This window comes from Pseudosulfitobacter pseudonitzschiae (genome assembly GCF_002222635.1).
Lineage (GTDB): Bacteria > Pseudomonadota > Alphaproteobacteria > Rhodobacterales > Rhodobacteraceae > Pseudosulfitobacter > Pseudosulfitobacter pseudonitzschiae_A.
Genome location: NZ_CP022420.1, coordinates 92,390 through 113,738, shown reverse-complemented (window position 1 = coordinate 113,738; position 21,349 = coordinate 92,390). Strand labels below are relative to the sequence as shown.

At 59.3% G+C, this 21,349-nt stretch carries 18 protein-coding genes; 4 read left to right on the top strand and 14 right to left on the bottom strand.

The features are described from left to right. The first annotated feature begins 1 nt into the window (after position 1). Positions 2 to 454, top strand: coding sequence for a hypothetical protein (locus SULPSESMR1_RS23790; RefSeq protein WP_089423524.1), 453 nt, complete (start codon positions 2 to 4; stop codon positions 452 to 454). On the opposite strand, the gene SULPSESMR1_RS23785 is transcribed toward SULPSESMR1_RS23790, so the two are convergent. Both SULPSESMR1_RS23785 and SULPSESMR1_RS23780 read right to left on the bottom strand, forming a co-directional pair. Next, positions 411 to 944 (bottom strand): hypothetical protein, encoded by a 534-nt coding sequence (locus SULPSESMR1_RS23785; protein WP_157729117.1) that lies wholly within the window; start codon positions 942 to 944, stop codon positions 411 to 413. The genes SULPSESMR1_RS23790 and SULPSESMR1_RS23785 overlap by 44 nt on opposite strands. A gap of 148 nt (positions 945 to 1,092) precedes the next feature. Beyond that, positions 1,093 to 1,884: an AAA family ATPase gene (locus SULPSESMR1_RS23780; RefSeq protein ID WP_089423522.1), complete on the bottom strand. Its 792-nt coding sequence runs from the start codon at positions 1,882 to 1,884 to the stop codon at positions 1,093 to 1,095. Between the two features lie 677 nt (positions 1,885 to 2,561). Here SULPSESMR1_RS23780 and SULPSESMR1_RS25140 point away from each other — a divergent pair. From SULPSESMR1_RS25140 to SULPSESMR1_RS23770, 3 genes are read left to right on the top strand one after another with little or no spacing between them, the layout of a single operon-like run. Next, the gene (locus SULPSESMR1_RS25140) at positions 2,562 to 3,110 is read left to right on the top strand and encodes a helix-turn-helix domain-containing protein (RefSeq protein ID WP_114284867.1); all 549 of its coding nucleotides are present in this window, start codon (positions 2,562 to 2,564) and stop codon (positions 3,108 to 3,110) included. Next, the gene (locus SULPSESMR1_RS23775) at positions 3,103 to 4,977 is read left to right on the top strand and encodes a relaxase/mobilization nuclease domain-containing protein (protein WP_157729116.1); all 1,875 of its coding nucleotides are present in this window, start codon (positions 3,103 to 3,105) and stop codon (positions 4,975 to 4,977) included. The genes SULPSESMR1_RS25140 and SULPSESMR1_RS23775 overlap by 8 nt, the downstream gene beginning before the upstream one ends. Positions 4,978 to 4,989: 12 nt before the next feature. After that, complete coding sequence (locus SULPSESMR1_RS23770) at positions 4,990 to 6,921, top strand: type IV secretory system conjugative DNA transfer family protein (protein ID WP_089423520.1); 1,932 nt, start codon at positions 4,990 to 4,992, stop codon at positions 6,919 to 6,921. Positions 6,922 to 6,963: 42 nt separating this feature from the next. Here the strand turns inward: SULPSESMR1_RS23770 and SULPSESMR1_RS23765 are convergent, their stop codons facing one another. From SULPSESMR1_RS23765 to SULPSESMR1_RS23710, 12 genes are all read right to left on the bottom strand, one after another. Further along, positions 6,964 to 8,154 carry a GIY-YIG nuclease family protein gene (locus tag SULPSESMR1_RS23765; protein ID WP_089423519.1) on the bottom strand — a complete coding sequence of 397 codons (1,191 nt, stop codon included), beginning with the start codon at positions 8,152 to 8,154 and terminating at the stop codon, positions 6,964 to 6,966. Beyond that, positions 8,147 to 10,195, bottom strand: a complete 2,049-nt coding sequence (locus tag SULPSESMR1_RS23760; RefSeq protein ID WP_089423518.1) for a pseudomurein-binding repeat-containing protein — start codon at positions 10,193 to 10,195, stop codon at positions 8,147 to 8,149. Before SULPSESMR1_RS23760 ends, SULPSESMR1_RS23765 begins: the two co-directional genes overlap by 8 nt. 175 nt (positions 10,196 to 10,370) lie before the next feature. After that, positions 10,371 to 11,843 (bottom strand): ATP-binding protein, encoded by a 1,473-nt coding sequence (locus SULPSESMR1_RS23755; protein ID WP_089423517.1) that lies wholly within the window; start codon positions 11,841 to 11,843, stop codon positions 10,371 to 10,373. Positions 11,844 to 11,985: 142 nt separating this feature from the next. Next, on the bottom strand, positions 11,986 to 12,870 hold the full coding sequence (locus tag SULPSESMR1_RS23750) for a hypothetical protein (RefSeq protein WP_089423516.1): 885 nt from the start codon (positions 12,868 to 12,870) through the stop codon (positions 11,986 to 11,988). Beyond that, a complete protein-coding gene (locus SULPSESMR1_RS23745) occupies positions 12,867 to 15,593 on the bottom strand; it encodes a class I SAM-dependent DNA methyltransferase (protein ID WP_089423515.1) in 2,727 nt (908 codons plus the stop codon). Before SULPSESMR1_RS23745 ends, SULPSESMR1_RS23750 begins: the two co-directional genes overlap by 4 nt. Next, complete coding sequence (locus SULPSESMR1_RS23740) at positions 15,590 to 16,012, bottom strand: type II toxin-antitoxin system VapC family toxin (RefSeq protein ID WP_089423514.1); 423 nt, start codon at positions 16,010 to 16,012, stop codon at positions 15,590 to 15,592. The genes SULPSESMR1_RS23745 and SULPSESMR1_RS23740 overlap by 4 nt, the downstream gene beginning before the upstream one ends. Positions 16,013 to 16,015: 3 nt before the next feature. Beyond that, positions 16,016 to 16,264, bottom strand: a complete 249-nt coding sequence (locus tag SULPSESMR1_RS23735) for a FitA-like ribbon-helix-helix domain-containing protein (RefSeq protein WP_089423513.1) — start codon at positions 16,262 to 16,264, stop codon at positions 16,016 to 16,018. A 126-nt stretch (positions 16,265 to 16,390) separates the two neighbouring features. Beyond that, positions 16,391 to 17,401 carry a P-type DNA transfer ATPase VirB11 gene (virB11, locus tag SULPSESMR1_RS23730; RefSeq protein WP_089423512.1) on the bottom strand — a complete coding sequence of 337 codons (1,011 nt, stop codon included), beginning with the start codon at positions 17,399 to 17,401 and terminating at the stop codon, positions 16,391 to 16,393. 110 nt (positions 17,402 to 17,511) lie between these two features. Further along, positions 17,512 to 18,969 (bottom strand): TrbI/VirB10 family protein, encoded by a 1,458-nt coding sequence (locus SULPSESMR1_RS23725; RefSeq protein ID WP_089423511.1) that lies wholly within the window; start codon positions 18,967 to 18,969, stop codon positions 17,512 to 17,514. Between the two features lie 2 nt (positions 18,970 to 18,971). Further along, positions 18,972 to 19,703, bottom strand: coding sequence for a TrbG/VirB9 family P-type conjugative transfer protein (locus SULPSESMR1_RS23720; RefSeq protein ID WP_089423510.1), 732 nt, complete (start codon positions 19,701 to 19,703; stop codon positions 18,972 to 18,974). Between the two features lie 3 nt (positions 19,704 to 19,706). After that, the gene (locus SULPSESMR1_RS23715) at positions 19,707 to 20,351 is read right to left on the bottom strand and encodes a virB8 family protein (RefSeq protein ID WP_089423509.1); all 645 of its coding nucleotides are present in this window, start codon (positions 20,349 to 20,351) and stop codon (positions 19,707 to 19,709) included. A gap of 2 nt (positions 20,352 to 20,353) precedes the next feature. Next, on the bottom strand, positions 20,354 to 21,241 hold the full coding sequence (locus SULPSESMR1_RS23710) for a type IV secretion system protein (protein ID WP_198362930.1): 888 nt from the start codon (positions 21,239 to 21,241) through the stop codon (positions 20,354 to 20,356). Positions 21,242 to 21,349 lie beyond the last annotated feature (108 nt).

Here is a 21,349-nt window from a genome sequence, read left to right as displayed (position 1 = left end):
TATGCTTGGCCAACACAAAACGGAGTTTACAAACTTGCTTTACAGGCCTCTACATATTGCGCTCTTTCTGGGCGCGGCTTCATCGGCTGTCGCTGCCGAGTGGGAGATCGGCTTGTCGCGAGGTCTGGAGACCTATGCTGCGACTGCAAACGACGGAACTTTGCTCTTAGTTTGCGATCCTGACCGTGTCTACAACCCAAACGTGAGCCATGCGTACTTTTTGTCGCGTTTTGACGATGACCAATTCCCGCAACAAGTTGTTCTTCTCGCGGCGACCGGAGAGCAGGCTGCCTTTTCTGTGCAAGACGGGATCGCAACGCAACGCGATGCTGATCCTGCCAAATGGGCACAGCTCATCGACATGATCGAGGCGGGCGGTCAGATCGCTGTCGTGACCGCACGCGATGCCTTTACGCTGGATCAGGACGCGCTGCCCGGGCTTCGATGCCGCTGATCTTTTGAGCGAGCTCTTCGATCTCGGAGTGCAGCAGCGCCTTACCGAAGGCGGATAACAGCTGCGTCACCCCATAGACGTTGAGCGGGTCATCAATGCCTGTCTGCAACGCCGCCATATGGGCGGCGTCGAGTCTGATCATCGATTTCATGAAGGGGGCACCAGTGCCTTTGGGCTCGGCCAGGCGTGGTCGTGCAGCGGAGGCAACCTCATGCCAGGTCGCGGTGTCGCGCAGGTTTTGCATGCGGGCGCGAACCGCTTTGATCAAGGCACGCCGAACGTAGTCCGGATCAAGGCCAGATCGTTCTGCCAGCGCCTCAATCCGTGCCTGGTCCTCAGCTCCGATGCGCACGTAATAGGTTCGAGACTGCCCTTCGGTGCGAGTGCTGCAAGCATCATCCGCCACCGGCTGGGTGGATACCCCCGAGTTGATGCGCGCCGTTTCAGCCGCGGCTGCCTTTTCCCCTTTCCGGGGTTCTTTCTTGTCCACTGAATTTACCGCTGGGCCTTCTGTCGCGACCGCTTCCGCCGTACTCTGATCGAACGCGGCATATCTTGTGGCGCTCGTGGCGAACTGCCGCGACCGCGCCAGCCTGTCTTCGTTCGAGACAGCGGTCCCGGACCGGTTTGGAATCTTCCTAGCCATTGGCAGCATCCACCATGGCCTCGATGTCGCAAAGGACATCGCCGCACAGTGTCAGGGCTGAGGAAAGATGCCCCGCCTGCAACCGATGACGAAGATCCTGTTCATAAATGTCCCGCACGTATCCCAGCGGCCCGGTCAGCGGCATGCGCTGGATCGCAGTGAGATGGGGCACCGGCGTTGGTAGGAGCGGCAGGGTTGAAATCACCTCGAAGACCTCAAGGTCCTGCCGGTGAACCCTGCGTCTTGCCGCATCACGCTCAAAGTCATCGCCTGCGGTCACGAAATCGATCGCGCGTTTGTCCGCGTTCATCAATACCGCGGAAAACAGCGGGGCGGGGTCATCCGGCCCGAGGGTCTCGATCATGCGCATTGCCCATGTCAGGGTTTTCAGGGCCGCCACGAAATCCGATTGTACCGGCACGGCCGGCACCAGGATCATGTCGCAGGCCAGCGCCAGTGTTTCGGTGTCGGGGTGCTCGCCGGGGCGGGTGTCGATCAGAACCAGATCAACACCTTCAGCCTCAAAGCTGTCCAGCGCGTGGTAAAGGCCTTCAACGGTCTCGGGGGCATCGGCCACGGTCAAGCCCGTGGGCCATGGAAGGCGTGGCAGATCACCGAAGTCGGCGCGCGCGCTTTTTGATTCCCATTCGAGGATCTGCTTGTCAGCATCCGCATCCATGACATGCACACGGCGGCCGCGTGCCAGCATGGCGGACGCAAGCATCTGTATGAGAGTTGTCTTTCCCGAACCGCCCTTCGCGGAGATGGCCGTCACAACAAGCATTCAATGTCTCCATAACGTATATTTTGTGCCGTTATGGCGATGCCTCGGGATGGCGTCCAGACCTTGCGCGATACAGACGTTCAACCTTTGGGTCAGACAGATGTGTATCTGCTGAGGCGATGTGCTGTTTTGGCGATCATCTGCGTACGCGTTCGGTCAATTGGTCAGCAGGTCACTCACGCCGACCGTGATTGCAGCGTCCATCCTTTTCGCCATCGCGTCGTTGTGGCAATTTCCCAATGCTGCCATCAGCCTTCGTGGTGTCGGGTCACCTGACCATCGACTATCCGTATCAGCGCCGACGTAATACGCACGGTGCTGCGCAGGCGTTCCAATCCCACAAGGTCTTCTTCTCCTTCCGGGAGAACCCCTTTGAGCATTCAACGCCAATGAAGGGATATCGTGTCGGCTGCGCCGACGTCATTCCCGCGCCTGTTCAGGATCCGGGCCGGGGTCCCGGATCGCGGCGCGGGGGAGGCGGTGTCCCTTCGGTCTGTTCGTTGTCGCGTGGGGTTTACAGCAGGCATGGCCAAGACCCTGCCTGCTGATCACCGAAGGTGCGACAACGGACCGAAGGGACGTTGACAGGAACGGTATTGTGTATGACAAAACTTGTGCGGCGACTCATTAGAGTTTTCGTGTTTACAAAAACTATCTAATGATAAATCTTGCCGCCCATGTCGAAACGCATCTCCACCATAGCCCGACAGGAGGTTCTCCGGCTTGCCGCTCAAGGGCTTGGCGATGGGGAGATCGCCGTGCGTGTTGGCTGCTCCCGACCCACTGTCGCCCGCGTGCGGGCGCGCGGTGTGGTGACGGATCGAACCACAAAGGGCCGCGTGCTGCAGGTTCGGGTGTCCGCCCGTGAGGCCGAAGCATTCGAGGCGCTTGTGGCTGAGACTGGCATGACCACGTCGGGTTTGCTCCGGCACATGATCCGTCTCTCATCCGGCATTGTCGCGTTTCGCCGGGACGAGGTCACGGCGCTCAAGGCGTCGGCCAATCAGCTCAATGCCTTGGCGCGCAATCTTGTCCAGATGCTGAAGCTTGCCCATGCGGGCAAGCTGCGGTGGAACGCGCGCGACGCGGCAATGGTCGGTCGGCTTGCGGATCGGGCCGAAGAGGTTGCCCGGGCCGTGCAGGCTTTGCGCGCGGCCTCGCTGCGCGGGTCCTTCGTCCGGGTGTCCGATTTTCGGGACGTTGGGGAGGGGCAGCGCGATGGCTGAAACACGCACCCTCCAGCAGGCGGTATTGGGCGAGATTCTGCCTCATGTGGGGCGGCGGTCTGCAGCCATGGCAGGCGAAGCGCGCGTATCGTCGGGCCGTCGGCGTGGCACGTCCGGCGGGGCAGTTGCGGTAATGTCCTGGAACGCGCTGCGGGTGCCGCAAAGCGTGGTGAAGCGGGTCGGCACGGGCGGGTGTCATTCGCCAAAAGAGTTACGCCGACAGATGAAATACATTCTGCGCGACGAGGCGCGGGTCGCAGCCTGGTCGAACCAGATCGGCATCGATCGTGCCTTTGGCGAGCGCGGCATGGAAAATGTCATTGCCGATTGGAGTGCTTCCTGGTGCGGGGCGCCGAAACGGGGTCATACCGATCACATCATCCTGTCTTTTCCCAAGGGAACCGAGGCGGAATTGGCGGAAGCCATCTCGCGCGAATGGGCGCAGGAGGTGTTCGGCGGGGATTACCGGGATCGATATCGGTATGTGGCGGCCCTCCATTGCAACACAGACCATGTGCATGCCCATGTTCTTGTCGACAAGGTCGGGATGGAGGACGGCAAGTTCCTCTCGATCAGCCGCCATTCCGAGATCAGCTATGACATGATGCGCGAGCTGCATGCGCAGATCGCGGGCGAGCACGGGCTGGTACTGAACGCCTCTTCCCGTCTGTCGCGAGGCATCATGGAAAACGCCCCGCGGGACACTGATTTGCAGGCGGCCCGCAAGGAGGGACGGGAGCCAGTGGTTGCCCCGCTGGATCCTGAAAGCCGCGCTCTGCGAGAGGCCGAGATACGCAGACACGCCGAGGGGTATCGGCAGCTGGCGCAACTTGCGGGGATGGGCCTGGAGGCCGACACCCCTCCGGATGGATGGATGGGGCGCATCGCGGAGGGCGCAGAGCTTGCCGCCACCAACTTGATGAAAGGAATGCCGGTGAAAGAAGGGTTTGCCGAAGGGGTTGATATCCCCGCTGCCGGAGCGGATGTGATCGGTCGTCTGATCGCCGCCCGCGAGACATTGCAAGCGGAAGCCGACACCGCGTGGAGCGCCATTCAGGACATGGCTCCCGGTGCCGAAAAGGTCGAACTGGAACAGCTCTTTGCGGGGCAGGCCCGCGAAATGGGCAGGCTTCTGGGCCGCGACTTTCTTGCGGATCATTCTTCATCGGTGTCGCCCGAGCGCGATCCCTACAGAGTTCAGGGGATTGCGGGGCTGGCCGCACGGGCAGCAGAGGAGGGCAATCCGCTCGTCGCTGAGGCCGATGCTGCACTGGGTCGTTTCAGAGCGGAATTGGCGCGCGTTCTGGCACCGATGGAGGCACGATTCGAGGAGGCGGGCAGCAGCATCGAAGAAGTCGCTGCCCGTTTCACCGCAACCCATCGCAGCGAGGCGCAACTCGAAGCCTCACGCCCAGTGGACGCCCAGGAGCGCTCGGACTGGCTTGGGCTCGAACGCGACCTGCAGGCGCGCGCGCGTGATGTTTTTGCGGGGCTACACATGGATCGTGATCTTTTGGCGGATCTGGCGCGTCAGGATATTCTTGACGCGGGGCAGTGCAGTCGCCTTGCCGACATCGCCACGCTGGACAAGCTGATCTCCGACGTGCGGCAAGACCTGCGCGACGGGGATATGGATCAGCTGGCCGCTGGCCGGATCGATCCGCTCATGGACCGCATCGAAGACCCCGGTCTGCGACAAGCCGTGTTCTCGGAGCTAAAGGCCATCGCCGCAGTGGATGCGGGTGATGACATTACCGGGCGCGACAGCGAACCAGCCGCCACCTACCGGACCCGGATCGAGGCTTTCGAGCGCGCCGAGGAGCGGGGGCGCGACCGGGACGATACCAGTGGCGATTACGGCCTCTAGAGGATTCAAAACATGCTGCATGCAATGGAAAGCCGTTGGCGGTATCCAATCGCCATCCTGCTCGGTCTCGGTATTGGCACCTGGATCGGTGCCGCGATCGCCACGCTCTATCTGATGGCGCGATTTGGCGAAGACCTGGGTGGGTTCGATATTTTCGAACTTTGGCTGCTCAATCTGTCTGATCCACGGGTCAAGGCAAACCCTGCGGTGGAACATACTGCGTGGCTCATCACGGCACTTCCTGCCCTGCTTCTGGCGGCGACAGGAGCGACATCCGTTCATCGCGGGTCGCTCACCGATTATGATGATGCGCATTTCCAGTCGCGTCCCGAGCTCCGCCGCAACCGTATGTCTGCGTCTCTTTCCCAGAACGGCTTTCTGTTCGGCAAGCTCGGGTCACCTGCGTCCCGTGCGCCTTTCGTGTCGGCCACGCCAGATCGCTTCCCACACGCAATGATGATCGCGCCAACGGGCCGGGGCAAAGGGGTAGGCTTCGTTTTACCGAACCTTTTACACTTCCAGGGCAGCACCGTGATCCTCGACGTCAAGGGCGAGAATTTCGAGAAGACATCCATCCACCGCCAAAAGGCGCTGAACAATCAGGTCTGGTACTTTTCGCCCTATGACTACGTTCAGCCCGAGGGCAAGAACGGGCCCGTCCTGACCCGCACGCACCGGTTCAATCCTCTCCAGCGCATTGCCGATCTGCCCAGCCCCGAGCAGCAATACACCGCCGTCAACACCATGGCGGACTTGTTCCTCATCGTCGAAAGCGTGAACGCGCAGAGCTTTTTCCAGGCCGGACGCAGCCTGTTCGTGGCGTCTTGCCTCTATGCCATCGAGACCGGCAAGCCAACGATCGGTGAGGCGCTGCGGATCATGACTGGCGGCGGCAACAAAAAGGAATTCTACAAACGGGCCGCGATGCAGACCGCAAACCCGGTGGTGGCAGAGATTTTCCTGAGCATGGCCGACGAAGTGGACAAGATTCTCGATTCCTATGTCAGTGTGATCCGCGGCGCCGGATTGGAGCTCTGGCTCGATCCGGCGGTGGACCGGGCAACACAGGCAAGCGATTTCGACTTCGGGACGTTCCGACGAGAGCCACAGTCGCTCTATATTGTCGTGCAGCCGGAGCACCTGAAAACACTGGCCCCCCTGATCCGGCTCCTGTTCGCCGATGCCATCGCATGTCTGCAGCGCGCGCATCCCGGACCGGACGAGCCACATCCCGTCATGTTCCTGATGGATGAATTCGACCAACTGGGCAAACAACCCCTGGTCTTGCAGAGCATCAAGACGATCCGCTCCTATGGCGGGCGGCTCTTTATCATCTCGCAGTCGATCCCCGGTCTTGAGGGCATCTATGGCGAAACCGACCGCCGCGCGCTGCAGGCCGGTGCGGGTGTGCAGATCTACATGACCCCGCAGGATGATCGCACCGCCGACGTGCTGTCCGCAGCCCTCGGCAAGCGCACGATCGTGGGCAAGACCAGATCACAGGCAACCGTGCGCAAGCTCTCGGAAAGTGCAAATATCAGCCGTCGCTCGGAAGAACGGGCGCTGGTATCCCCCGCTGAATTGCTGCGTTTCCCGCTCGACAAGGTCCTAGTCCTGCCTGAGGGGCAATATCCAATCAAGGCGGATCACATCCGCTACTATGCGGACCGGCATTTTGAGGAGATCGACAAAGCACGGCAGGGGCATTCCTTGCCCTATCCTCCTGCTGCAGCGCCAGTCTCGAACAGGCCGAAGAAAATCACCCTCGAGCATTCAGAACCTGCAGCACCCGCGGCGATCTCCATGGGCGACAAGGAATTCGAGACTGCGGTGCAGACCTACACAGGCGCGCTACAGGGATACGCAGAAGCCGCGAGGGCAAAGCCAAAGAAAACACGTTTTGGTGGTCGGGCGCGCTCTTCGGACGCAAAGGCGAGGGGATGATCTGGAAATCGAATGTGGCTGTGCTGTTCTGCCATGCGCCAGCTATGAGACAGATACCAATCGCGCCTGTTTCGGGTCATAGACATAGCCCGAAATCGTCCCGTCCTTGATCCGTTCAACTGCATCCTTTATCGCGAATATTGGCACGAGAAACCACTCTCTCGGAATCACGGGCCTACCAAAGCGATCCATGATCTCGATCTCGAGCCGCGCGGGCTCGAAGATGCGATGGATCAGGTTCTCCAGTTTTGTCCGATTGATGTTGTAGAGTTCATAAGTCGCAACCACCTCGACGTTCGCCATCAGAAACGTTGGTTGCAGATGTGCGCCAGCGATCCGCTTTTCAACGCTCATATCGGTGACGCCGATCTTGTGTACGAGGTCGCGATTTTCGGCCACAAGTGGATGATCGGATTTGCTGCGAAGCACATAAATGATCCCGCTCGCCTCATCACCGTCGAGTGTCTGATCGGAAAAAAGTGGCCCTGCCGATGGATCGGTGATCCGCCGTCCGGCGTCGTCCTTGTTCAACGCGCGCTGAAGCGAGCGCATCAGCATGTTGCTCTCGGTCCCGTTGTCGAAAATCACCCGCAGACGCGCATCCGTGCGACCTTGCTCGTTGGTGATGGTCTCGCCCTTGTCGGCGACATAGGCCTTTTGACCGCTGACAATGAAGAAGCGTCCCTTCTCGATCTCGGCTTTCATCTCGAACGGGCGAGTTTCGCGCAAGCCGCTATCCAGTTCTTTCTGGACCTGCTCGAACAAGGGTTTGAACGTCGCGAAATCCTCGCATTTCTCGCGGTTTGCGACTTCATCGGCGGCCTTTTTCTCGGCTGTTGACCGGACATGCTTCAATTCCGTGAGGGGTGATTTAGCAACTTCCACACCCAGTTCGGCGAGGAGGGCATCGTCATCGAGGTCATCGGAGTCTGATGCTGAGGGCGCAGGGGTGTTTGCTAGGAGACCCTGCTCGTCGAGTGGGGCAAGGAGGTCGCGGCATTCCTGCAAGTCGCGGATCCGATCAAGACGCACGGCGTAGAGGCGTTCAAAGATATCACGATCCTCCCCGTGCTGGGGAGGCCGGCCATGCTCATCTGCAAATCGCAAGATTTCCTCAAAACCTGCGATGATGCGTTCTTCGCGTGGTGTGCGGCTGAGCTGCTTCTTGACCTCGACCTCGACGCCAAGCTCAGCAAGAAGGGCGTCGTCGTCGTCGGTGAAACCCTTAGCCATTGGCAGCCTCCAGCTTCATGCGCGCGAGATAGGCGACGCCTTCGGCCATTTTCTTCTCCCACGGATCAGGCGATGTGATGGAAGGCAGACGGCCCCGCTCCTGCTTGAACTTGACGGCGCGTTTCGCCAGATCTCGCGCCTCGTCCGGTGACAGTTGCACCTTTTTCGCAGAGATGACGGCCTGGACCTGCAGAAGGCTTTCCTCGCTCATCGTCTTTGCCAGAATCGAGTAGGCTTCGCCGAACGGGTTGATGCGATCAATCAGATCGATGTCGAGTTCGCGCACGTCCATGGCGAATTTGCGCACCCCGTCGATCAAGGCGGTATTGCCGGTTGTTTCTGTGTCATCGCGGTTCGACAGCGCGATCTCTTTCGCCTTCTGGGTCAGGTTCAGCGCAGCAACTGCGTGTTGGCGCACCGCTTCCTGATCCTCTGCATCTAGCTCTGGGAACCTGGCACCGACAATCTTGCCCATGCGGACCTGCGTCAGTTCCTCCGGCACCAGCTCCTCATCGAAGAGCCCGCGCTCGATCGTGGTCTTGTCCTGAACGAAAGCTGTGATGACTTCGTTGAGGTCCTCCTGGCAGATGCGTTTGGCTTCCTTGCTCTTGGGTTCGACCAGACCTTTGATTTCGATCTGGAACTGCCCGCTGGCCTCGCTGAAGCCAACGTTCTCTTTGTTGGGGTCATAGCCGCCCTCGCCGTAATCGAACCCTTCGACAGGGCCACTTTTCACGGTCTTGGGCGTGAAGTTGAAACGTGGGGCCAGCACCTGCTCCATCAGCAGGCTTGCAGCGATCGCCTTCAGTGTATCGTTGACTGCCTCGGTCACGGCTTCGGCCGCGGCGTCGGGCTCCGCGATAAGGTTGGTGAACCGCGCTCGGGTCTTGCCCTCGGCATCGCGGGTGGCGCGGCCGATGATCTGCACGATCTCCGTCAGGCTGGCGCGATAACCCACCGTCAGGGCGTGTTCGCACCAGATCCAATCGAACCCTTCTTTCGCCATACCCAGGGCGATGATGATGTCGACATGATCGCGGTTGTTCTTCTGCGTGGAGTCTTTCAGCGCGGCGGAAACCTTGTCACGCTTGGATGGCTCGTCGTCCACCAGATCGGCGATGCGTAAGACTCGCTCGTCGGGCGTCTTGACCAGCTGAAAGCCTGTGATGGGATCCGCTCCCTGCCAATCGCCCAGGGCGTCAATGATATGCTCGACCTCGCGATGCTTGTCCTTGGTGCTTTCGCGCGAGTTCACGTTCGGGATGTGAAGGATTGTCTTCTCGGTCGGATCCAAAACCTTGAGGATGTCGTCCGCATAGGACCCGGAATAGAAGAAATACCCGATGTCGAGCGTCTTGAGGTATTTGTAACCATTCAACTGCTGATAGTAGGTATAGGTGAAGGTATCGAACTTTGCCTCATCTTCGGGCGACAGAACGGCTTCGGCATCGCCGCGGAAATAGGACCCGGTCATCGCAACCAGATGCACCTTGTCGCGCGCGACCAGTGCGCCCAGATGCGTGCCCAGCTTGTTATCAGGGTTGGCAGAGACGTGGTGAAACTCGTCTACCGCGATGAGCCGATCATCAAACGCTTCAATCCCGAACTTGTCCACGGCGAACCGAAAGGTCGCGTGGGTGCAGACCAGAATCTTGTCGTCGCTCGCCAGAAACTTGCCGACAGCGCCGACCTTGCCGTCATCCCCGCCGGGAGCGTTGCATAGGTTCCATCGCGGTTGCACGGTCCAGTCTGCCCAGAAGCCGTACTTGCTCAGCGGCTCGTCGTTGAAGCTGGACCCGATGGATTTTTCTGGCACCACGACGATGGCCTGACGCAGGCCCTGATTGTGCAGCTTGTCGAGCGCGATGAACATTAGCGCGCGCGATTTGCCCGAGGCCGGGGGCGACTTGATCAGCAGGTATTGCTCGCCCCGCTTCTCATAGGCACCCTCTTGCATTTCGCGCATGCCAAGCTCGTTCGATTTGGTCGAGCTTCCATTGGCCGCGTAATTGACAGAGACGGAAGGAACCTGCTGTGTCATGATGTTTTCCTTCTGAGGGGCGCGGAATCATTCGCTTTGGGGCAGGCAATCAAAACCCGATCAAGTAGCGATACCGCACCCTGCCTATCGTAACAGTATGATTTATATGTGTTTTCCAATTTACGCCCTCTAGCCCACATACGCACAATCAAAACCCGATCAAATGTTGTCCCTGTCACGCCCATGAGGGGACATATCCGGCACGAGGGCGTTCAGCATCCGCAGGACGGATCAGATCAGCATCCAGCGTTGCGCGAATAACCCGCGATGCCTGCGCAGCGTTCTGGTCGTCGATGCCAAGCCGCTCCCGAAGTGTCGCGTTCGTCATCTTTTGACCGCCTACGTATTTGAGCGCGGCATGTTGGTAACACGCTCGCACGGCTTCTTCCGGTGTCATGTCCGCAAATCGGCGTGGTGCAAACAGAACCACGCGCACGGCGTCTCCCTCCATGCGGAAATCCGGTGGGGGCAACTGGTGCAGCTCAACCGCCGAGATCACCTTGTCGATGCCGGTGCCTTGTTCTTCGCAAAGTTTCATCCGCCGCATCAACGATGCAAGGGCTTCATTTCGGGAACGCGGCGGCGAGTCCAAAAACCGGTCGGGGCTAACCAAGGGGGCGCCCGGGTTCGTGATCTCCATTCGATCACTGAACAACTCGATGAGTGGTCCTGCGCCGGTGATTGTCATGTCTTGGTGGATCAATGCGTTGGCGATCAATTCGCGGATCGCTATCGACGGGTAAAGCGGTCGCTCCTCGCGGAACGCTTTACCAATCAGTTCGTTGCGGGGCAGAAGACCGTCGATATAGTCCACCAAACCCTGAAAACCCGCTGCATAGCCGCGCTGGCCATCCTGGCGGTGACTCACGTCATCTGCACGTCCGGTGCCAGCATAGGCCACGAAACGAACCCCTTTGCGCTCTACAGAGGGGCCGAAATCGGAAAGTTTCTTGGCATACAGGATTGCGCCCAGATTGGTAATGTTCCAGCGGTCGCTTACATCTTTCTGGATCAGACGATCTGCCAATAGCTTGTCGAAGATCCCCTGCCTGTTATCCGGCAAGGGCTGGCCCGTAAGATCGAAGTAGTTGGCGTAATTCAGCCGCGCAAGAACGTCGTCGCCGGACAGGAACTGCGCCGCGACGCCTGTCTCCCAAGCGTAGGGCTGCAACTTGCTCCAGAGGGCACGCAGGCGTTCCGGATGGTCGGACAGGCGCGGCGTGGCACTGCCGATGCGCAAATAGGCGGTCCGGTCAAACTCTACCGGAGCGGTTGCGGCGGCGGGGATAGTCAGCAGGATCAGGCGCTGCCCGTCATGATCGACCTCTTCGAACCGGAACTCGATGCCCGGCTGGAGGTGGTTGGCCACCCACAGTTCGAGCGGCTGCCCCTTCTCCTTTTTCACGGTCGGCTCGAAACTCGTGCCGACAACCGCATGATCACCGTCTCGCACCCCCCAAACCACATAGGCAAAGTGCTGATCGGCCAGACGTGCGGCATTGGACAAGGCCGAGATCAGCTTGCCGATCAACGGCCCGTCGGCATTGTTTTCCTTGAACTCGATCCATGTGGTTTCCGCTGGTTTGGCACGCAGATCGTCCACCAACCTGCGGGTGCGTTCCGCGCTCATGACAGGGTCAAGGGTCATAGTGTGTCCACTTTCTGACCCACCACGCCTGGGCAGCGTTTCTCGTAGGCGCATTCCTGTATTGCCCGCCGACGCTGATCGTTCGGCTTGGCCGGGCTACCGTTGGTGGCATAAATAATCGAAATGGAGGGAAAACCTTTGATCATTGACCTTTCACTCGCTTATCAAAACGTCTTAAAAATATGCGGGCTGTGATCAGGATTATTTGAAACCGAAAAGCACAATCTTCTTCATCTGATAGACCCGGATGGCTGCCGTGCGGATGCAATCTTGCCCACAACCCCAATACGTACGCGGGTTTGCCTCTGTCGTTCTCCCACTCATTGTATTCGTGAAGTAGGAACGGTCCCGATTTTTTATCTGCAAGGTATTGCCTCTTCGCGTCATCACTAACCTTAGGATCACACCCAAAATACTCCGCAATTTTGTCCAGCAGTTCCTGATAGAAATCTCTGATCATCGCGTTGGCGGAAGACCAGTTTCCTTGCGAAAAGTTCTGAACCGCTTGATCCAGATGCCCCTTGGCGACGCCAAACCCGTGCCGACCAAGTAAGACCTCAATTTCGCTGGTCGCCTCTCGAAAATCTGTCTCAGGTACATCCTCAGGCAGCATCCGCCTGAGAACAGTCTGTATAATGACCCTTGGAGCGTCATCGAAAATGGAAGATCTGCCCATTGGGTCTGGAACCTCCTCTTCCAAAAGTTCGAAGCCATCCATTTTCAGACCAGCAACAAGACGCAACCAGACATCTGGCTTGTTGCGCTTGCTCTGCTCGGATGCCGTAATTGCATGCTCAATCATGGCTCTGCTTAGGTCGCAGTTCCCATTGACCGTCGGAACAGAACGCCGTCCCATACTGCTTTTGGCGAACCTAACCAAATCATTGACCTTCGAAGCGACCGATCCAGAGCCACAGAATTCCTCGACACCCCACCCTAAAATAAGAGACGAGAACGCGGCTTGCGTCGACATTTCAACAATCATCTCGCCCGCTGCCATCAGCGTCATGCTGTTAAAGTCACTCATGCGCTCACCTTCGTCGTCATCTTCGTGTACATCTCGAACAGCTTTTCCAGCCGTTCGGTGTCGTTGCGGAAGCGGCGGCCGATGTAGATGCGTTCCAGAACCTCGTCGTTGTGGTCATGGGCGGCGCGGAGGTTGGCGGGTATTTTCTCGGGGTCGTAGAGGTCGGCGATGGTGGCGGGGAAATGCGCCTCGCGGGCCAGAAGGATGCCTTCCGCCGCCGCTGTCAGGTCGGCGCGGTTCTTTTCAGTCAGTTTGGGGACGGGGAAGGTGTTCCATCCGAGGGTGTTGGAATAGCTGAAATCGGTTCGCATCCGCACGCAGACCGTGCCGATCCAGACCCAATGCAGGCGCGAGGCGATCAGCGCCATGTTCCAGAGCGGGGCGTCATAGAGGGCGAAACACTTATTTGAAATAACTGAATCATTTCGGAGGAGGGCCACAGGAAGATAATCGCGGTTCTCCGATGAAACGACTGGAATCACCAGCATTTCACTTTTTGGTTCATTCATTTCTCGAAACTGGTGAGGACGTTTCACCATGCCGTTGGAAACGGCATCTTTCGATTTCTGCCTGTTCGCAACACCATCATTCAAACGCTTAGCGATTTCGGGTATGTCACACGCATGTTCGGCAGGAACGTCGGGAAACCAAAGGCAGTATCGGTGCTTTGCGTTGATGACCTCTGTTGAGCCGAAAAACTTCCTGATATTTGTTTGTGATAATCCCTGCTCAACTAAAGCGACAGCCGTCTCGCGGCTGAGCAACAAGTGTTCAGACATGCCATAGTAGTTCCCCTTAACCATTGGAGGCAGTCCAGAAATTGGTTTGCGTGCGCTCGCTACCCAATGGTTAGGTTGAGCAAGAAGATAACCATTGATGTTCGGTGTTTTTGTTTTGATGTCACCATCGAATAGTTCTGCTTCTCCCTTGTCCAAGGCTCCGCCAACAACGACCACAGTGACACCAGCGTCATTAGCGGCGAGGTTCGACCACTTGAACGAACGAATCCCGAAGAAGAACCTGAGCCCATCATCAAACAATGGCCGCCAGAAGTTTGCGACATGCTGACCTTGGGCCACACTATTTGTTGCAACGAACGCAAACCTCGCGGGCGTTACCTTAGAAAATTCAAAAGCCTTCACGAACCATCCGCAGACATAGTCTAAAAGGCCCCACTTTTCGAAACGGCCATCGAGTAGCGCTTTCATATCGTCTTTCTGTTCATCGGACTTTCGGGCGTTTCCCTTGTAAGGCGGGTTCCCACAGATATAGGTCTCGCCCCCTTCGTTCGCGAAGTCGATCTGAGCCTGGTCCAGCGGCGACATGAACAGGTCATCGGCCTGAAACTTCACCCCCGTCCCCGTGGGCGGGCAGACCGACAGCCAGTCCAGCCGCAGGGCGTTGCCGCAGGTGATCCAGTTCTGCGCGTCCAGCGGTAGGAATTCGGCCAGCGCCTCTTTCTGGCCGCGATAGGTCACGTCGCATTGGTATTCCGCGATGATCAGCGCCAGCCGCGCGATCTCGGCCGAGAAATCCCGCAGCTCGATCCCGCGATAGTTGGTCAGGGGAATGTCGGTGCGCCGCTGCGGCTCGCCCCGGCGCTTGTTGATCTCATACTCCAGTGCGCGCATTTCCTTGTAGGCGATGACAAGGAAGTTGCCCGAGCCGCAGGCGGGATCGAACACGCGGATCTTGGCCATGCGGGCGCGCAGATTGGCCAGCTTGCGCACGTTGTCGCCCGCCGCCTCCAGCTCTGCCCGGAGATCATCGAGGAAGAGCGGGTTCAGCACCTTCAGGATGTTCGGCACCGAGGTGTAGTGCATGCCGAGGACCGAGCGTTCCTCTTCATCCGCGACGGCCTGGATCATGGAGCCGAAAATGTCGGGGTTGATCTGCGTCCAGTCGAGGCTGCCGATATGGGACAGGTAGCGCTGCGCGATCTTGGAAAACCGCGGCACATCGGTGCTGCCCGAGAAGAGCCCGCCGTTCACATAGGGAAAGGTGTCGGCCCAGCGGGGCAGCTTGGCCTCGGCCCGTTTGGGGATGGCGGTGTTCATCGCGCGGAAGATCTCGCCGATGACTTCGTGCGTGTTCGATCCATCGCGGTTCGCCATCTGGTCGATAGTGGCGGTGAACAGGTTGTCGCTGACGAAGATGTCGGTGTCTTCGGCGAAGAAGCAGAAGATCAGCCGCGCCATGAAATGGTTCATGTCGTGGCGTTTCTCGGCGCTGCCCCAATCGGGGTTGTCTTTGATCAGCTCGACATAGAGCCGGTTGAGGCGGCTGGTCGCGCGGATGTCAAAGGCACTTTCGCGGATTTGCTTGACGGTGGAGATACCGGCGAGCGGCAGGAAAAAGCCGAAATGGTCGGGGAAATCGGTATAGCGGCAGGCGATGGTCTCGCCGGTGGTGATATCCTCGGCCTCGAGGTCGATGCCATCGGTGGCAAGGATGAACTTCGCCTTTGCGCGGGTTGTGGCGGGGCTGTCGCGAAGTGCGGTCAGGGTCGCCGCGATGTCGCCCGGGGCGCAGGTCGCAAGGTGGATGTTGTTGGTCTGCAGGACGCCGCCGACGTCGGACTTGTTCGACGCGCCGGTACGCAGCCGCTTGATGGTCGTGTCCTTGTTGCCGAAGGCCATGAGGAAGGCATAGGGGAACTCGGCCGCGTCGAAGGGCTGCTCGGCAAGTTCGGAAACGGCTTGTTCGATTTCAACGGCGTTCATGCGGCTGTCCAAGGGTTGATCAGGTCGATCTCGCAACCCTCGAAGTCAGGCGTATTGCGCGTGGCGACGGTGGCGCCGCAGGCGTGGGCAATCGATGCAATCTGGCAATCGGCCTGAGCGATCGGTCGCCCGGCGGACCGTCGTGCCGCTGCTATGGTAGCGAAGGACTGCGCGGCGTTGCTGTCGAAGGGCAGAATGCGCCCGGCCAGGTCTTCGCGCAGGATGCGGTCCACGGCGTCAACCAGCGCGGCGCGGCGCTTGCCGTTCCCCATGATTGCGAGGCCAAAGCGCAGTTCCGCCTCCGATATCGAGGTCAGGTAAACGTTGAGCCCGTCCTGAGCCGACAACCAGTGTTCAACCTTGGGCTCCGGGGCCGGGCGCAACAGCTCGGAGATGACATTCGTGTCGAGGATGATCATGCGTCAGGCCTGGTCGAATGCGGGCGGTTCACGCATGGCTTCACGCTGCGAAAGGTCGAGATCAACGCCACCCAGGGGCGCGACCCGCGCACGGATCGCCGCGGCAAGATCGTGGGATGGCTTTGCTTCGCCGACGACGTGGCGCAAGATTTCACGCGCCTCCTCTTCCATCGAACGACCATGCTCGGCCGCACGGATGCGAAGGCGGCGCTTCACCTCATCGTCAAGGTTTCGGATGGTAATGCTTGCCATGATATCCTCCTGAGAGGAGTGTAATCATCGAAATCAATGCAATCAAGCGCAAACGCGCTTATGTTGTAGCAAGACAGGATAGATTATCGTCCGAAAGTACTCAATGCGCACCCTTCCAAACATCCCTCAGCTGGTCACTTCTGATTTTAAGATACCAGGCACCCACACCTGTTCGACCCCACGTCTTCCGTCTTTCCGACCAAGCTGCACCACGACATCGATGCTGGAGGCGGCATAGCGCCTTACCTCCTCAAAACTCATATTGATGCCCACCGACATGACCATGAGGGCAAGGCGGTCGATCGCCTTCTGCGCGGTATCGGCGTGAATTGTGGTGAAAGAGCCGGAATGGCCGGTGTTGATCGCGTCGAGGAAGGTCTTGCACTCATCGCCGCGCAATTCGCCAAGAATGATCCGGTCAGGACGCATGCGCAAAGAGGTCTCCAGCAATTTGGCCGCCGTGCGTTCACTTGAGGGGATACGGTCCGCCTTGAGCATCGCGCGATTGGGCTGCGGAGGAAAGAGCTCGAATGCGTCCTCGATGGTCACGATACGCTCCGTCTTGGTCACCAGCGCGAGAAGCGCCCGAGCAAAAGTCGTTTTGCCCGTGGACGTCCCGCCGCTTATCATGATGTTCAACCGCTCATCGATGCAGAGTTTCATGGCGGCTCGAATATCCCCCGCCTCGGTCAGTGCGATCACCCGTTCGGCTTTTGCCTGTCGTTCGGCGTCCAGGTCTATCAATGCACCGTGCAGCAGACCGATGTCGCCCAAGGTGAGTTGGTCTTCACTATAGCGGCGCAAGGTGATCGAGGGCCCGCCATCCACGACCGGTGGATAGACGACCTGTGCCCGGATCGGCTTGCCATTCATCTCGATCTTGCCGGAGACGAGCGGCTTTTTCTCGCTGATCTGTCCGTGGGTGGCGCTGGCAATGGACGTTGCAAGGTCCCGAGCTTGGGCAGGGGAGTAAAACACACCTTCGAGGCCAACCATATGCTCAGCCCCCCGGGTTTCTACCCAGACCTTTCCATCGGGATTGATGGCTATTTCGACCACGCAGGGATCGGAGAGCGGTGCAGCCAGCGGTTTTAGATAGGTCGAAAGAAAACTGGTTTTTTCTGTCGACGGGTTCATGGCTGGCCGCCTGTGCGTTTCAGGTTTGTGTTGTTTTGAGACACGCGGCCTCTCCCTTCGGTCGAACGCGTGTTTCGGCACATGATTATTTTGTCGAACCTGAAACGCACTCAATAGAACTCGAGATCACGGTCGACGATCACACTGATCGCAGCACCTGGCTGGATCGAGATAACCGGAGGCAGGGTGGCATATTCGCCGATCACCGCATTGGTGGCCTGCGAAAAACTGCCCGCAACATCTTCGGCAATTTCTGATCCGGTCTCGGAGCTGGCCTCGGATGCGGCGATTGCCGGTCCTGCGCCGATGATCGAGAGCAATGCGGCTGTGCCAAAGCGTAGCCCAAAGCGGGAGTTCACGGAGCCCGTCACGCCCGAGCGGCCCTGATCGTCCGCGCCAAATGCGGCGAGCTGAACCGATTGCCCCTCAGGTGTGACGATGCGTGACCAGCCAACCAGAATGCGGGCCTGGCCCAAAGAGACATTCGAATTGTAGGTCCCGAAGAGGCGGGAGCCTTCGGGAATGAGAACGCGGGACTGATCGAAACTCCAGATCGGGTAGTTCACGATGGCAGTAATCTGTCCGGGCAATGTGGATTCGATGGCGGTTTCCAGTGACGCTTGAATGAGCGTGCCCTGCAGCACCGTATTGGAAGGATTGGCGATAACCTCCGCTGTCGCGACTTGAACGGACTGGGCACCGTCCAACACGAAGGCGCGCGCCGCCGCATCTCCGACCGCGGGCCCCCTCTCGGGGTCGGATGCCGGACTGCCCGTCTGTCCGCCCGCATCAAAGATCACCCCTTCGGACCGGATTTGTGTGTCGCGCAGCGCCGCCGCCTCGGCACGCCGACGGTCCAGTTCAGCCCGCCGCGCGGCTTCCTCGGCGGCGAGCTGATCCCTCTCGGTTTGCGCGCGTAGAGCGTCACTCATACCGTCATCGATCTGCTGTTGCAGGGCGTCGTTCTGGCGCTGCAGTCCGAGCATTTGCTCCATCAACTGCTCCATCCGGCCATCGGCAACACGCGCGCGTGCGGCAACCTCATCAGCGATACGCTTTTGCGCTTCAAGATCGGCTTCTGCCAACCGGGTGTCCATCTCGCTTTGCATCTGGGCGATGAGCGCCGTGTTCTGTTCCTGGACCGAGCGCAGCGCTTCGGCCAGCTCGGCGGAATTGTCGGGGGCAGGGGCCTCGGCCAGTCTTGCCAACTGGGCTTGTAGGGCGACCACGTCGCTCGCAAGCTTGGCGTTCTGTTCCTCGAGGGCTTGGCGCTGCGCCGCGAGTTCATCCTCGATTGGTCCGGGATCGAACCTCGGCTCCGATCTTTGTTCGGTCGGTTCAGTGTCGGCTGTCATGCGGCCAAACCCGTCACCGTCGACCTGATCCTGAAAGTCGTCGGCTTTCGATGTTTCAACGGCAGAAGTGATGCCGCTGCCTTGCACAAGCGGGTAGGCAATGATGGCGGTCCCTGCCAGAAGCAATGCACCCAAACCAAGCCTGAGCCCGAGAGATGCGCGCCGCTTGGGTGCGAAGCTGTATTCCTTTTCCCCGGTTTTCTCGTCGCTCATGATCAGAACTCCCGTCCACGCAGGGCGGCCACGGCAGCAGCCTCGGTCGTGAACCCACCAGTTTCACGGGTAATGCAGATATGATCGTCGCCCATGCGGATCGTGTAGGCGTCCCGCACGCCGGTGACCCGCACGACCGCACCTTGCGTCTGGCTGTTCTGGGTGATCTCGTAGCCTTGGGCGTTCAAGCCGAAGATCGAGGGCCGCACGCCGGGCCGGAATTCAAAGAAGGTCGAGCGCCCATCATTCCAGACCCGCACCGGGCGGATCGCACCGCTGCCCGCGAACTGATAGCCGGTATCTCGGCCTCCAGCCGCAAGCTGGCGCCCGGCGGGTCGCTCGTCGGGAAAGTTTACGACGACCCGGAAAGACTGTGTCCGCGAGCGTCCCTCTGTCAGATAGAAGGCGACAGCGCGGCGGTTGGTAAAGATCGTCAGGTTTGTCGCGGCCCGTGCCTCGACAGGCTTGATCGAGATCGTATTGCGGTTCGACAGAACCTCCACTTCATAGGACGCGGAGTCACCGATCAGGACTTGATTGATCCGTTCGCCGGGACCGAGTTCGATTGACGTGTTTACCCGAAGGTGGGTGTCGATCCGGATCACATCCGTAGGGTTGAAGGTCACGTGGCGAACGCGGGCGTCCTGTCCCATGGTGACCGGCGCGCGCTCGGCCAAGGCGGGCGTCCCGAGCAACCCGCCGACCGTTGCGATGGCAATTAGAAAGATTTTCATGAATTATTCTCGTGTCAGTGTTTCGGCATCGACCCGGTAAGCGGTCACCGAGAAGCCAAGGGGATTTTCCCAAACGCGTGTCAGGGAGCGTTCGCGGCGGGGGGCAAACTCAAACCCTACGGTGGCGATGAATGTTTGCGTGACCGGTGTCTGGTTGGGTCGGGTGAGGCGCTTGTCGAACCGGATCTGGGCCACTTCGTCCTGAAGGAAGGTGATCGCCCGCACGCGGACATCGACCTGCGCATTCGCGCCGTAGCTGCGCGGTGGATAATTCTCGGACCCCGTGGTCCAGAGTTCTATCAGCGAGGCGCGGGCTGGCCCGCTGGAGCGCCGCTGGACACTTTCGAGCCGTTCTTGAATACCATTCCTGAAATAGCTTTCACGGTCGCTGATATAGCTGACAAGCAGGGATTCCTTGATCGCTTCCTCATCGGTGATACCGGTCGGCTGAACCTGGTAGATGCGCTCTGCTGCACCTGACGTGCTATCGACGAGGACCGTAAACACTTCGGTTTCGCGCAGGGGCAACATAACCGTAATGGTCAAGGCCAACAGCACGGATACGGCGCAGGAACAGCCCGCAACGATCCATGCGGCGCGCGCTGCCCGGCGCGGACCCATCACCAAATCGATATCGAAATCACTCATGACTATCCCTTCTTCATCTTTCCGGCCAGCTTGACTGCACCGCCCGCATAGCTCCCTGCACGGGCCGCGCTGGACGATCGGTCGGAGACGCCTTGTCCCTGAAGTCCTGCGTTGAAGCCCCGTCGCATGTCATCGCCACCCCGGATCGCGGCACCGGTATTGCGCCACGCGTTCCCGGGCATCCGCGCGGCATTTGCACCGATCGAGGCGAGGCCGATGTTCGTGGCGGCGAGCCCTTGCGCGAAAGTTGGCACGAGCAACATCAGGCCGGCGCCGATCATCATCACCACGACGAACGAGATCGCGTCCCCGAGTGTTTCGACGCTGTCCAGGCTATCAGGTGCGACGGCTTCACCCGTCGCTATGGTGAAGCCAGCCATGGCAGCCACGAAAAGCGGCACAAAGGAAAAACCGATGGCGAGTTTGACCCAAGCCTCGAACAGCGGCGCTGATTGTTTGAACAATGTGCAGGCCACGGCCACTGGTGCAATGGCGATCAATACCGCCAACATGATCTTGGCAGCCGACAGAACGATGATGGTGATCGTCGCCATGGCGGCGGCCACAAGAAACATGACCACGCTGGTCATGGCACCGGCCAGCCAGCCGCCATTCTGGCTGATCGCCTGTCCGACATTCAGGGCTTGGGAGTAGAGATCGTCTATGCCGTCATAAAGGTTTGTGACATCACCACCTGAGAGGGAGTTGAGAATACCTGCACCAAGTTCGGCAGGAGCATTTGTCAGCGCTTCGTACGGAACAGAAAGGTTTGCGTAGATCAAAAACACATTGACCAGCACAATGCGCAGCCCTACCGACACGATTGTGGAAACCGAGAGCGGCACGGCTTGCAGACCCACATTTGCGCCTACAAGAACGACCACCAACACAGATGCGGTCTGTACAACCGGGCGTACTGCGGCAACCGTATCAGCATACGTGTCAGCTGCCACGCCCGCGACAGTGGCATCTACCAATGCCAGAACCTCAGCGATTAT